This window comes from Nitrospirota bacterium (assembly GCA_035873375.1).
Classification (GTDB): Bacteria; Nitrospirota; Thermodesulfovibrionia; order Thermodesulfovibrionales; family JdFR-85; genus BMS3Bbin07.
Window position 1 is genome coordinate 11,984 of sequence record JAYWMQ010000047.1, and the last position, 14,133, is coordinate 26,116.

General features: G+C 45.6%; 9 protein-coding genes. 3 read left to right on the top strand and 6 right to left on the bottom strand.

All coding sequences use genetic code 11. The features are described 5' to 3' along the window. Positions 1–90 precede the first annotated feature (90 nt). On the top strand, positions 91–2,037 hold the full coding sequence (gene lptD, locus VST71_10165; GenBank protein MEC4686080.1) for an LPS assembly protein LptD: 1,947 nt from the start codon (positions 91–93) through the stop codon (positions 2,035–2,037). Here lptD and VST71_10170 read toward each other — a convergent pair. The 5 genes from VST71_10170 to VST71_10190 are packed head-to-tail and all read right to left on the bottom strand — an operon-like array spanning position 2,024 to position 4,517. Then, positions 2,024–2,542, bottom strand: coding sequence for an adenylyl-sulfate kinase (locus VST71_10170; GenBank protein MEC4686081.1), 519 nt, complete (start codon positions 2,540–2,542; stop codon positions 2,024–2,026). The two genes, lptD and VST71_10170, sit on opposite strands and share 14 nt — an antisense overlap. 29 nt (positions 2,543–2,571) lie before the next feature. Next, complete coding sequence (locus VST71_10175) at positions 2,572–2,883, bottom strand: c-type cytochrome (GenBank protein MEC4686082.1); 312 nt, start codon at positions 2,881–2,883, stop codon at positions 2,572–2,574. 32 nt (positions 2,884–2,915) lie between these two features. After that, entirely contained in the window at positions 2,916–3,743 is an 828-nt protein-coding gene (locus tag VST71_10180; protein ID MEC4686083.1) for a M48 family metallopeptidase, read from the bottom strand. After that, on the bottom strand, positions 3,740–4,192 hold the full coding sequence (locus VST71_10185; protein ID MEC4686084.1) for a YbjQ family protein: 453 nt from the start codon (positions 4,190–4,192) through the stop codon (positions 3,740–3,742). The genes VST71_10180 and VST71_10185 overlap by 4 nt, the downstream gene beginning before the upstream one ends. Positions 4,193–4,202: 10 nt before the next feature. Continuing rightward, entirely contained in the window at positions 4,203–4,517 is a 315-nt protein-coding gene (locus tag VST71_10190; GenBank protein MEC4686085.1) for a YbjQ family protein, read from the bottom strand. A gap of 263 nt (positions 4,518–4,780) precedes the next feature. Between VST71_10190 and trpC the strand changes: the two genes are divergently transcribed. Beyond that, the gene (gene trpC, locus VST71_10195; protein MEC4686086.1) at positions 4,781–5,563 is read left to right on the top strand and encodes an indole-3-glycerol phosphate synthase TrpC; all 783 of its coding nucleotides are present in this window, start codon (positions 4,781–4,783) and stop codon (positions 5,561–5,563) included. A 470-nt stretch (positions 5,564–6,033) separates the two neighbouring features. Here trpC and VST71_10200 read toward each other — a convergent pair whose 3' ends face one another. Beyond that, positions 6,034–6,327, bottom strand: coding sequence for a hypothetical protein (locus tag VST71_10200; GenBank protein MEC4686087.1), 294 nt, complete (start codon positions 6,325–6,327; stop codon positions 6,034–6,036). A gap of 118 nt (positions 6,328–6,445) precedes the next feature. On the opposite strand from VST71_10200, the gene VST71_10205 reads away from it, so the two are divergent. Beyond that, positions 6,446–14,077 (top strand): SpvB/TcaC N-terminal domain-containing protein, encoded by a 7,632-nt coding sequence (locus VST71_10205; GenBank protein MEC4686088.1) that lies wholly within the window; start codon positions 6,446–6,448, stop codon positions 14,075–14,077. Positions 14,078–14,133: the final 56 nt, after the last annotated feature.

A 14,133-nucleotide genomic window follows, 5' to 3' on the forward strand; every position in this document is an offset into this window, starting at 1 on the left:
ATTCAACATAAGTCCCGGTTCCTCTCCTGTAGAGGATAAAAAATGGACAGTTATGTTGAATGTTGAGACCTGACCCCTTCCCTCAGACATATGAAGAATCTGCAATCTATAATTATATTGTTGGTGCTTGGCTTCTTCCTCTTCCCTGCTCTCAGCAGCGCTGAAGAAGTGGAAACTTCCATTGAGGCAGAATTCCTGACGTATGACGCAGCTCAGCAGGTCTATCACCTGAGGGGGCAGGTGCGTATAAGGAGGCTGGATGCCCTTCTTCAGGCTGATGAGGCAGCGTACAGGGAAAAGACCGGAGAGGCCAGGGCCACGGGGAACGTGAGGTATGAGGACAGGTGGGTCGTTATAGAGGCAGCGAATCTTGAGATTAATATGGAGACAAAGCGGGGCATTGTCTATAATGCGCGACTCTTCTTCAAAAAGGATAATTATCATATCAGGGCAGAAGAGATCGAACGGCTTGATGAGAAGAATTACGTCATAAGAAAGGCCACATTTACAACGTGCGATGCACCTCTGCCTGCATGGTGTTTCAGTTCCAAAAAGACCGAAGTCAGGATCGGAGACAGGCTGAAGGCAAAAAATGTGCTCTTCAGGATAAAGGGTCTCCCGGTTCTGTATAGTCCGATACTATGGGCACCCATTTATACTGAACGAAAGACCGGACTCCTCGTGCCCGAGCCGGGGTTCAGAAGCGACAAGGGGTTTTTCTTTCGTCAGCCCCTGTTTCTGGCACTCGCTGACAACAGGGATGCAACTCTCTACTTTGACTTGTACTCCAAGCGGGGTATTGGCGAGGGGCTTGAATACCGCTATATTGAGAAAAAGGCCGGGGCCGGACAATGGTGGCTCTATCACCTGAGGGACAGGACACTTGGAAAGGATTTCTATGAGTTCAAGGGAAAGCACACGCTTTTCAGGAAGGACTGGCTCTCCGGTTTTCTGAATATACACTACATTAACGACAGGAGTTTTTATCAGGAATACAGTCAACAGGTACAGGTGAGGACGCGCAGGTTTCTCGAATCCACTGCAGAGGTGTTTTATCCCTTCAAAAAGGGTAGGGTCTATCTCCTTGGGAGGGCGTGGCAGGACCTCAAGGAGCCTTCTGAAGATGTTATGCAAAAGGTGCCGGAGGCCGGCATTTCACTCTATCCCTCGAAAAAAGGGCCATTATACCTCTCACTGAAAACATCATACAGCAATTTCTACTCAAAAAAACTCCTCAGGGTTCAGAGGCTTGATATCTACCCCAGGATATACCACTCCATTGGTGACTCCATACAGCTTAGCCAGGTCATCGGCCTGAGAGAGACCCTTTACAATATCAGCAACTCGGATGAATTCCCTGACAGCATTAGCCGTGAGGCATTTGACTACAGCATAAGGCTTCACACAAGGCTTCAGAGAAGATACCCTGCCTTTACCCATATCATTGAGCCCGAAGTAGGCTACAGGTTTATCCCCCCCATTGAGAACGATATCCCCCTGCTTGACAGCACAGAACTCTATCGCAGGGTTTCAACTGTTGATTTTGGCTTCAGGAACTACCTATATGGCAGAGACGGCCAAATAGCCTCTGTGCGGCTGACCGGCCTGTACGACATCCTCAAAGCAGACAACCCCTTTGGCCTGATAAGGCTTGAAGCCGCCTTGTTCCACCCCCTTAGTCTCAAACTGGACACCTCTTACAACCCGAACTCCGGTGATTTTGAGCAGATTAACTACAGTGCCTCTTTAAAGACAGGCAGGGTGGGCCTTTCATTTGGACAGAGATACTCAAAGGACGATGATATTCTTTTTTACAGAGGAGGGATATCCCTGCCTGTAACGAGCAGGCTGGCTCTGAATTCCGCCCTGTGGTACGATGCCAAAGGGGGAGGGCTTGAAGATCTGAAGCTCAGTGCAAACTACTCAGCCCAGTGCTGGGGGATAAACATAACATTCAACAGAAGGCCGGATGATTACAGCATTCTCTTTCTTGTTGAACTGAAAGGCCTCGGCACCATAAGGTTCAGCGGTATTTAAGGGCTGTTTCCATAATCCGGACTGCCTCCTCAATGTCCGCAACCTCTGTGTCAATGACCACCTCAGGGTTCAAGGGCTCCTCATAGGGTACTGCCACACCAGGGACAGGCCAACCTTTTTTGCCCTTTTCATATATATCCCTTGGTGCAGCATGGGTCTCTCTTCTGAGCCTCTCCCTTCTCAGGCATTCCGAGATGGAGCACTTCAGGTAGACCTCGGCAAAGTCAGGGATTACCTCCCTTGCAAGCTCGCGCCATCTCCGCATGTTTCCGGTGGCGTCAATGATAACATCATGCCCAAGCTCTATAAGGGTCTTTGCAGTATAGACAATGCAGCGGTATACCAACTCCCTCTCTGTCTCTGAATAGGAAGGCCTGGGGGTGACTATCTTCCTCAGTTCGTCCATCCTCAGTATTAGAAACTCCGGATGTTTCTTTCTGAAGGCCTCAGCCACTGTGCTCTTGCCGCTTCCGGGCAGGCCTGTTATCCATATAGCTTTCGGCATATCCAAACACCTCTCAATAGCTCACCTTTTCAGCTCTTTAAATAATCTATTAATGCCTGAACCTCCTTCTCTGACAGATGTCCGAACCCGGGCATCGTAGAATCCGGAAAGTTTACCCCAGGGTCTTTAATCTGCTGTCTCAACCATTCATCACTCCTCTTCTTGGAAACATCAGTCAAGTCAGGACATATGCTCCCGCCCGCCTCCTTGAATCTGTGGCAGTTGATGCAGCCTTCCTTCTGAAAAAGTGAGGCACCATCAACAGAGCATCCAAATGAAAACAGGGTTACTGCAATCGTAATAACCATGCCGGCACTGAAAACTGTTTTCAGTATGTTCATAATCCCCTCCTGTTGGTGCAGCCGTTACCCCCCTATTGAGACTTACGCCTTAAAGACCCGTCTAAGGGAATCTTTTCCTTAACCTGATAGCCCCTAATCATTATATACTTTTGCAGGGCCTTGACACGATTTAAGGGATATGGATGAGTTGAGAAGAGGTATGCAAGACGGCCGTTCTTTTCCTTTCGGGCAATCCTGTCAAGGAAATCAACGGCTCCGCCTGCATGTCCATATTTCCTGTTTAACAGGTCAACAGCCCAAAGGTCAGCCATCTTCTCCTGTCCCTGGGAAAACCTCATCTCAACATCGAGCAGGGAATTACTCATAAACTTACTGATCGAACTGTCCTGACCAAATACTGGCGCTACCATGGCCAGAAGAACCAGCCTCCGGCCAAGCCCCCTGAGGTGGTCCCTGTGAGCAAAGTGGCCTAATTCGTGGGCGAGGACAAAGGCCAGTTCATTCTCCGACTCCACCTCATCGAGGAGCCCGGAATAAACAACGATATGCCCGCCGGGCAGGGCAAGGGTATTTATCCTCTTGTCCTGAACCAGATGGACCCTGTACTGCCATCCTTTATTTTCCGGTTGGACCGATGAGAGGCTATCAAGAACCTGCTGGAGCCTTTTTTCAGCACCTGTTTCTTCTGTTCCTGTATATGTACTGCCATATAGACTGCCGAGACGTTGCTCAAATTCAGGGGATAGTCCCGGCACGATAAGGTCAACAGCAAGGCCGAGGGCAACATAGACAACAAGGGTTAAGGTCAGGACGCTGCCTAAAAGAAAAAAGAACTCCCTTATAAGAGATGTTCGGGAGATATTGACATTGCCTTCCAATTCCCTGGGAGTATATTTCACTTCCTGAAAGTAACGGCCGTTCCGTAAGCTATTACCTCGATGCTTCCAACCGTTTTTCTCCTGTTGGCATTCTGACCGATAGCAGAAGTCTCGATCCGGAGATTCAGTATGATATCAGCACCCCCGGCCTCTTCTTTCATCCTGAGTATGGCCTCCCTGCGCCCCCTGTCTATAAGGGTTAAGTAGGATTTGACCTCCCCTCCAAAGAGATTTCTCAGTCCGGCTAACATTCGCTTAAAATAATCTATGGAGATCACTACACTGCCATGTACCAGCCGTGCATCCTGAATTTCCTGACCTTTTTCTATAAAATCCCTGGCTGTTACCACAGGGAGCTTCAGGAAGTTGAGTTCCCTCTTTTTAATGGAACGGTAATGTTTCGATTCCGCCATACTGCCGGCAAAATAGCCCAATGATAAAAGCACAACAAATACAATCAGGTCCTGCATACACTCCCCCTTATTCTACACGTACGGCGGTTCCGTAAACAAAAAGTTCCGAGGCCCCCTGAGTTACCGAAGATGTGGCAAACCGGATGTTGATGACTGCGTTGGCGCCGAATTGTTCTGCCTGTTTTATCATGCGTTCCATCGCCTGTTTGCGGGAATCCTGCAGGAGTTCAGTATATCCTTTCAGCTCACCGCCTACGATATTTTTCAGCCCTGCCATTATGTCCCGGCCAACGTGCTTGGCCCTGACAGTACTTCCTGAAACAATACCGAAGTGTTCGGCGATTTTTTTGCCCGGGATTGTCTCAATGTTTGTCAGTATCATCAAATGTCCTCCTTTTATGGTATATAATAATTTTTTTCGTCTATTAAAGAGTTTAACAGTATTTTCGGTCAAATTCTACAAATATTTTTTTATGAAGCCTTGAATATATCTTTTCCTGGTGTGGTTTTTTCACTGAATTCGGGGTCTTATTTTGTGCTCCTCAAGGGCTTTGCCGGTTTATTGTATAATAAAGAACCCGAACACAGAGATATAAAGGTTGTTGGAAGGGATATTCAGTTATTGAGACCTGACAGGAGATGTTTATGAGTATACTTGACGGGATTATCGAGAAAAAGAGGGCAAGGCTTGATGCCTGCAAGGTAAAGACCCCGCTTGTTGAGATCAGGGCAAGAGCCCTTGATGCCCCTGCCCCACGGGGCTTCTCCTCAGCCATAAGGAGGCCCAAAGGGGAAAAGTTACGGCTTATTGCAGAGATAAAAAAAGCATCGCCCTCAAAGGGCCTGATACGGGAGGATTTCGACCCGGCAGGAATTGCCGCTGTCTATGAAGAGAGTGGGGCTTCTGCCATATCGGTACTTACCGAGGAGGATTTTTTCCAGGGCAGTATTGATTACATGCCCATTGTGAAAGAGTCTGCCGGACTGCCGGTGCTCAGGAAGGATTTCATCTTTGATGAATATCAGGTTTATGAGGCCAGGGCCAATGGAGCTGACGCAATCCTGCTTATAGCTGCAATGCTGGGCAGGTCACAGGCTGAAGAACTCTTTCACCTTGCCGGAGAGCTTGGCCTTTCTGTCCTCTTCGAGGTTCATCACTGGAAAGAACTTGACACAGCCCTCCTCATTGACGTCCCGGTCATCGGCATAAACAACCGTGACCTCAGGACACTGGAGATTAACCTCAATACAACCGTGGAACTTTTGAAGGATATTCCTGAAGGAAAGACCGTGGTAAGCGAGAGCGGGATAGAGAGACGCGAGGACGTGGATTTTCTTTCAAAGACCCGTGTGGATGCACTGCTGATTGGTACAGCCTTCATGAAGGCTGAGGATATAGGGAAGAAGGTTAGGGAGCTTTTCAGATGAGAAATCTGTTTCAGAGGTTATCAGTTTACGTCTGAGAATCTAAACTCCGGTACCCAATCCTGATTCCCTGTTCTGAACAAGCAGCTTGGGGCCATCCTTAACTACTTCAACTTACGCCTTATGATATACTGTTGTTGAGTCATGTGCCTTCCTCCTTTGGTTAAGTTATTTTTGTTGGGTTAACTAACCGGAAGGCCTTGACTCATTTTTTTTTCATATGAGTCTTGAACTGTCAACGCTATTCGTGACTATCCCACCCCCCATCTATCATATCCCGCTCCTCGACGACCACACCCAGAACATTCAGGACGACTCTTCGCCCTCTCTCGAACCTCAATTTCTATTGTTGCTTTCCCTTCTCCCTCTACCCAGCTAACCCTTCCATATAAAAATGACTTGATTTTTAGTACCCGGTTTAGGATAACCTTTAGTTGCATCCTGCCTCCTTTGCTCTGTCAGTTGGTTGTTCTTCACTTCCATTTTGACAGACTTGGAGCAGGATGCGCTACTTTATTCCATCTCCCTCTTTCTCTCTCCTCTTCCTTCATCCTTTGCTTTACCCACGAATTTTCCTGAAGAGCCGAAAGTTCAAGTATTAAACGACAGGAGTTCCCCAATGTGAATTTTACCTTTACTACTCTTCCGGATAATGAAATACTGTAGGCAGAAGAAACAACCGGTGTTTTATAAAACACCAAAAGTCTCTCCAAATGCTTTAACCGGGGGAGAACCCCTTTTTTTCTCTCGGGGCCGTCCTGTTTCAACTAAGGATGTGACATGACCTGGCTTTGAGCTACAGCAACTAATTACACTTTAGAGATGTGTTACACTGACAACTTACGGAAACAATTATATAGACAGACAAAATAAACAGGAAATAAAATGAACAAAGAAACAGAAAACCCAAACTCATCTTCCCAATTCCTCAAGCCGGATGGAGGAAAGACAAAATCCAATGCGATTGAGATTCCATCCATTTCTTTGCCAAAGGGTGGTGGAGCAATCCGGGGGATTGATGAGAAGTTTTCCGTGAATGCGGTAAATGGTACAGCTTCTTTTTCCGTACCCCTTCCTTTCTCTCCTGCCCGGGGTGCTTCACCTGCATTAGGGTTGTCTTATAATTCCGGTGCCGGAAATGGTGTTTTTGGTTTAGGGTGGGCGTTGAGTTTGCCAGCTATAAAACGTAAAACCGACAAAAAACTCCCCCGGTATATGGATGAAACGGATTCAGATACCTTCCTTTTTTCTGAGGCTGAAGACCTCGTTCCGGAATTCAGAAAAGAAGCAGATGGCAGTTTTAGCAAGGATCCGGATGGGAACTACATAATTAAGGAAAAAGATTCAGCAGACGGCATATTTACTATTCGATTCTATAAACCCAGAATTGAAGGTTTATTTGCCCGGATTGAGCGGTGGTCAGGCAAAACATCACAAGAGATTAAATGGCGGGTAATTACGAAAGAGAACGTAACGACACTTTTTGGCTGGAGCTCTGCATCCAGAATTTCCGACCCGAAAGATGCAGGCAAAATATTCGAATGGCTGCCTGAATTCGTCTTTGATGACAAAGGTAATTGCTCCCAATATATTTATAAGAAAGAGGATAGTGCAGGTTTTGATGACTCACTCATACATAATCGTAACCGCTTTGAAAGCGGAAACATCACATACACCAATTTATATTTAGAAAAGGTTTTATACGGCAATAAAACCCCTTACAAAATTTTCAACGACCCCTTTCCTCCTGTAACAGATTATTTTTTCCAAACGATATTTGACTATGGTGAATACAATACAAATGCTCCTTACGATATAACAAATGCCTGGAACTTTCGAAAAGATGCTTTTTCAGAATATAAAGCGGGTTTTGAAATCCGCACTGCCCGGTTGTGTAAAAGGGTCCTGCTTTTTCATTATTTCAGTGAATTACCCGGAGGTTCAGCTTTAATAAAATCTGTAGATTTTAATTACGATACCACTACGGAAAAAGATTTCACATTCCTAACCTCCATGACTTTTTTCGGATACATTAAACAGGCCGATGGAACGTATACCCATAAAAACCTTCCTCCAAACGAGTTTGAATATCAAAAACACGATTGGAATAAGGGAGTAAAAACCATTTCAGCGGAAGATTTGATACATGCCCCAGCCGGATTGGATGGAGCACAATATCAATTCACTGATTTATTCAATGAAGGTCTTTCCGGCATACTGACCGAACAGGGTGAGGGTTGGTTTTACAAACACAATTTAAGTGATGGTAAGTTTACACAGGCCAAATTAGTCTCACCCAAACCCTCCTTTGCAGGCCTTGGCTCACAGTTGCAATTGATGGATCTGGATGCGGATGGATGTAAACAGATAGTAAATCTTAATAATGAACCCAAAGGTTACTTCGAATTAAGCGACGAAGAAGAGTGGCAGGCTTTCCGGACTTTTGAAAATCTACCCAATATCAATATGGGAGATACAAATGCCCGCATGCTTGATCTTAATGGGGATGGCAAACCAGAGGTCTTAATTACAGAAGATCATGTATTTACCTGGTATGAATCTGCAGGGAGAAAAGGATTTGAAACTGCTAATAAAACAGTGAAGCCTTTCGATGAAGAAGCCGGTCCGCATATTGTATTTGCTGACCCCGAACAAACCGTTTTCCTGGCAGATATGTCTGGTGATGGCTTAACGGATATAGTAAGGATTAGAAACGGAGAAGCATGTTACTGGCCTAATCTGGGTTACGGAAAATTTGGGAGAAAGGTGGGTATGGATCATGCCCCTGTTTTTGACCATCCCGATTCATTTAATCCCTCTTATTTGCGATTGGCAGACATAGACGGCTCCGGCACTACGGACATCATTTATCTGGGAAAAAACAAGTTTAGCTGCTGGATGAATTTAAGTGGAAACGCATTCAGCGTCACGCCTTTTGAAATAGCTGACTTCCCTGAAATACACAGCCAGGCTAAAATCACGGTTACCGATCTGTTAGGCAATGGCGTAGTTTGTATCGTTTGGTCAAGCAATTTATCCAAAGATGTTCAAGCTCCTTTGAAATACATTGACCTGATGAACAGCAAGAAACCGCATATCATGGTTGCTTACAAAAACAATCTCGGCAAAGAGGTTTCGCTGGAATATACCCCTTCCACCAGGTTTTACATTGAAGACAAGCTTGCAGGCAAACCATGGGTTACCAAACTGCATTTCCCTGTCCATTGCATCTCAAAAACCGAAACGAGAGATACCATATCGGGTTACCGCTTCATCAGCTCTTACAAATATCATCACGGGTATTACGACCATGCAGAAAGAGAATTCAGGGGCTTTGGTATGGTGGAACAAACAGATGCCGAACATTTCGAGCATTGGGTCAAAGGCGATGCCGGCAATATTGTTGACCGGGAACTGCACCAGGAACCGGTCATTACCAAAAGCTGGTTTCATACCGGAGCATTTTTAAGCAGGGAAAAAATACTCAACCAGTTTGCACATGAATACTGGTATGAAGAAATGAATCGGGAGGGCTTTCCCGTAGTGAACCATGAAACGCCTTTGCCCGATGCACGGCTTCTCGCTGCCCCGGGATTGGATGTATCCATCATAGACCACCTCAGCGCACAAGAATGGCGGGAAGCCTTGCGGGCCTGCAAAGGCATGGGCCTGCGTTCGGAAGTCTTTGCAAAGGATGCGCCGCTTGTTAGCGCTACGCCGGCTCAATGCCGGAAAGAATTAACTCCCTATTCCGTTGCTGCCCATAACTGTGTCATAGAACTACTTCAGCCAAAAGGGCAAAACAAACACGCTATTTTTGTTGTTAAAGAAAGTGAAGCCATCACCTACAGCTACGAGCGAAATACAGAAGACCCACGAATTGCCCATACCCTGAATATAAAATTAGATGAATATGGAAATGTATTAGAATCCGCCTCGGTGGTTTACCCGAGAATGATCGCGGATACTTCTTTGCCCATAGAAACACAGGAAACCCAGAACAAAACGCTGATTACTTATGTACAGAATAAATTCACTAATGACATAGATACTGACAATGAATACCGCCTGCGACTGCCTTCAGAAGTAAAAACCTATGAACTGAAAGGTGTGGCAAAAGCCAATCCTTTATACACAGTCGGTGATTTTGAGAACATCTTATCTGCTGCTAATGAAGTAGATTATCATCAAACAGAAACCAATCCTGCACCGGGAACTTCCCAAAAAAGATTGATTGAGCATATGCGAACCACATTTTGCAAAAATGACCTCACCGGAGCTTTAGCTTTATATCAGTTAGAATCAAAAGGACTCCCTTTTGAAAGCTATCAATTGGCTTATACGCCTGCCCTTATTGCCGATCTTTTTGGCGCAAAGGTAAATGCAGCCCTGATGCTGGAGGGTAAATTCACCCACAGCGAGGGCGATGACAACTGGTGGATCCGTTCGGGAACTACTCAGTTTATTGAAGGAGTAGAAACCGCAACTGATGCTCAAAATCGCTTTTACTCACCTATCTCCTATACCGATCCCTATGGCGCTAAAACGCAGGTGAAGTATTACAGTAATTACTTCCTTTTTATTGAAGAAACAGAAGATACATTAGGCAATAGGGCATTGGTTGACCTTTTCGATTTCCGCACCCTTTCACCGAAAAGAATGAAAGATCCTAATGACAATTTTTCAGAAGCATTGTTGGATGAACTGGGTTTGGTGAAGGCTATGGCTGTGTTCGGCAAAGGCAATGAAGCCGATGACCTCACAGGATTGAATGAGTTTTCTTCTCCTGCTGAAAATACATTGGTCAATGATTTCTTCAATGCACCGGCTTCCGATGTATTGGTTACGCATGGTAAGAGTTTATTGCAGCACGCTACTGCACGATTTGTCTATGACTTTGATGTGTATAAAAATTCCGGCAAGCCGGTAGTGGTTGCCTCCATTGTCCGGGAAGAACATTTTCAGAAAAACAACGATTCCCCTGTCCAGCTCAGTTTTGAATATTCCAACGGCTTAGGACAGGTGGTGATGAAAAAAGCACAGGCAGAGCCCGGGTTTGCCAAACAAGTGACAGTCAATCCTGATGACACATATGCCATTTCCGAAATTGACACTTCCACTCTCATCCCAAAACAGCTTCGCTGGATAGGCAACGGCAGAACGGTACTGAACAACAAAGGCAATGCCGTAAAACAATACGAACCTTATTTCTCGGTAACGCATCAATACGAAGACCTGAAAGAATTGGTGGAAACAGGGGTTACACCCATCCTGCATTACGATGCTATGGGGCGGCTTATCAAAACTGAAATGCCTGACAATACTTTCTCCAAAACCGTATTTGATGCATGGAAGCAAAGCATCTATGACCCCAACGATACGATATTGGAATCTTCCTGGTATCATAACCGCACCAATCGCCTGATAGATGCTGAATTGACAGCAGCAGGCAAAGACCCCGGTAGAGAAAAGGTTGCAGCCGATAAAGCCGCCAAACATGCCGGCACACCTGCTATACAACATTTCGATACTTTGGGCAGGTCGGTATTATCTGTTGAGCATAATAGGAACATTGCCACAGATGCCGATGAATTTTATCACACGAAAGTAACTCTTGATACCGAAAGTAACCTACGCCGTGTAACCGATGCTCGGGGCAATGTGGTCATGCAATACAAGTACGATATACTGGGCAATAAAGTATATCAAAACAGCATGGATGCCGGTCAACGCTGGCTGCTCATCAATATTCTTGGAAACCCTTTACGCACCTGGGACGAACGCAACCATGAGTTTCAATATTTCTATGACACCCTGCACCGTCCCATACAAAGCAAAGTAATAAGCGGGGATGGTGATACGCCGCTTGATAATGTGTTTGACAGAATATTCTATGGGGAAAGTGAACCTGATCCAGAACTAAAAAATCTCAAAGGCCAGGTTGTAAAACACTACGACACCAGCGGGGTAATAGAAACGCCTGAATACGATTTTAAAAGACAACCCAAGTCAACGACCAGAAGGTTATTCAAAAACTATAAAGCCGTAGCTAACTGGATAGATGCTAACCTGCTTACAGACCTTGAAGCCGAAAGCTATACCTTTATTACAGAAACAGACTCCCTCGGCAGAATTACCCGGCAAACCGCACCTGATGGCAGTATCATCACCCCTTCGTACAACGAAGCAGGATTGCTCAATAACGAAAGCGTTACCCATGCCGATCCTGCCATTACCACTGCCTACATCAAAGACATTGACTACAATGAGAAAGGCCAGCGTAATAAAATCATTTATGGCAATGATGTCATTACCAAATTTTACTACGATAAAGAGACATTCCGGCTCAAACGTTTAGAAACCAAAAGACAAAACAACGACCCGCTTCAAGATTGGTATTATACCTTCGACCCAGTAGGCAATATAACCCATATTGAAGACAAAAACATTCCGGTGGTATTTTTTGATAACCAAAAAATCACGGGAGTTTCTACCTACACTTACGATGCCCTATATCGACTGGGTGAAGCCACAGGCAGGGAAAACAATGCCCCACTTTCTTTTGATAGCAAAGACAATTGGAGCGATGCTGCTTTTATGCATCATTTGAATCCAGGCGATCCGATGGCTGTGCGGAATTATACACAACAATACCAATACGATGGTGTGGGGAATATTTTACAAATGCGGCACCAGGCAGCCGGTAACAGCTGGACAAGAAACTACAACTACCAGGTTGCAAATAACAGGTTGATTAATACCCAGGTAGGCTTAGAAACTTATACCTATCCACACCATGCTCAGCATGGCTTTATGACTGCCATGCCGCATCTGGAAGACATGGACTGGAACTTTAGAGAAGAACTCATAAAAACCATACGCCAGAGACGTACTGATGGCGGCACACCTGAAACCACTTACTATCAATACGATGGGCAAGGGCAACGAATCAGAAAAATAACCGAAACCCAGGCCGATGCAGGCATTACTCCAACCAAAAAAGAAGAACGAATTTATATAGCAGGATACGAACTCTATAAAAAACATAGTGGCACTCATGCAGGGTTGGAACGAATCAGCCTAAGCCTGATGGATAAGCAACACCGTTTCGTGATGATTGAAACCAGAAATGATGTGTATGATGGAACAGAAAAACATCTCGTTCGATATCAGCTACATAACCATCTCGCTTCTACTTCTTTAGAATTAGATAATGGGGCCCAGGTCATCTCTTACGAAGAACACCATCCATTTGGCACAACAGCCTACCAGGCCAAAAACGAAACCATTAAATCTGTTGCCAAGCGCTATAGATATACCGGCATGGAGCGGGATGAGGAGACAGGGTTGGAGTATCATAGCGCGCGATATTATCTGCCCTGGCTTGGAAGGTGGTTGAGCGCTGACCCGATTGGGATGGGGGATGGGGTAAATTTGTATAGGTATTCTCAAAATAAACCTATAATTAACATTGATCAAAAAGGTACACAGGTGAATTCTGGTGATCCTACAGATCCCAATAATTTTGCTGATTTTGAAAGTTATAGGGGAGCAAATTCTGGCCAACCTGAAGATGTTGTTTGGGCTGTTTGGGTAGATGCAAATCAAGACAATCCTGCCGCATTAGGATCAGGAGTAACCAATTCCCCTACAGCGTCGGATTCGCTTTCATCAGGGACATCATCGGGGGGTGATGAGTGGGAACTCCTCGATAATCCTATCTGGAATGCAACCACCAATAACGCTATGAGCGGTACGGCAGCATTAATTGAGAATGTTAATCCAATCATAGTCAATATGCCAACATTTAGAAATCTACTCATTAGAGTAGGTGGAATGAGAGGGTGGGGTACAGCATTGAGAGCGGAAGATGTTTTATCCTTCCCGGTGTCCAGAGCGCCAGGCCTATTGGGTCCTTCCGGTTCAGTTGCTGGCAGCAACCTCCCCATGGGGATGAGCAGAGTCAGCGCGGTCCTGGCTCCGCTGGGAGTAATAAGCAATGCCGCAGGTATTTATGACGAAATCACTCGACCAAGTGGTGAGCCTGGAGGTTCAGGGCTTGAAAGAGGAGGAAATATTATATCAAATTCGGCAGGCCTTTTCTCTTCCGGAGTGGGTACAATTGCATTAACAGGCTCAGGCTTGACAGCATTAGGGGCTACAAGCACAGGAGCAGCGGTAACAGGATCAGTTGCGGCATTAGGTCCTGCTGCTGCTGTTGCTGGCGCTGGTGCGGGAGGATACGCATTAGGTCGGTTAGGTGATGAAGCTGTTGGTGGATTAATGGATTTGACAGGAGCAAGTGATTTGATTGATAGTGCACGAGGGATTAGGCGTCCTGAAGGACAGCATGGAGACTATAGCATCAGCGGCATGGGTGCTGATGCCGCCACATTAGCTGATCAAGGCGTTACATCAGTAATGCGTAACATTGGGGTGTTTGATGAATCTAGACCTGCATACACTCAGACCTTGGGGTGGCGTTTAGCAAATATTTTGCCCTCCTGGTTGCAGTAATATAGAATTAATGAATTCAAATAAATAATACTGAAATTCAGTATACGAAGGAGATA

Coding starts and splice junctions, on each gene's coding strand:
- lptD (MEC4686080.1), top strand. CDS start 91: ATGAAGAATCTGCAATCTATAATTATATTGTTGGTGCTTGGCTTCTTC.
- VST71_10170 (MEC4686081.1), bottom strand. CDS start 2,542: ATGCCGAAAGCTATATGGATAACAGGCCTGCCCGGAAGCGGCAAGAGC.
- VST71_10175 (MEC4686082.1), bottom strand. CDS start 2,883: ATGAACATACTGAAAACAGTTTTCAGTGCCGGCATGGTTATTACGATT.
- VST71_10185 (MEC4686084.1), bottom strand. CDS start 4,192: ATGCAGGACCTGATTGTATTTGTTGTGCTTTTATCATTGGGCTATTTT.
- VST71_10190 (MEC4686085.1), bottom strand. CDS start 4,517: ATGATACTGACAAACATTGAGACAATCCCGGGCAAAAAAATCGCCGAA.
- trpC (MEC4686086.1), top strand. CDS start 4,781: ATGAGTATACTTGACGGGATTATCGAGAAAAAGAGGGCAAGGCTTGAT.
- VST71_10205 (MEC4686088.1), top strand. CDS start 6,446: ATGAACAAAGAAACAGAAAACCCAAACTCATCTTCCCAATTCCTCAAG.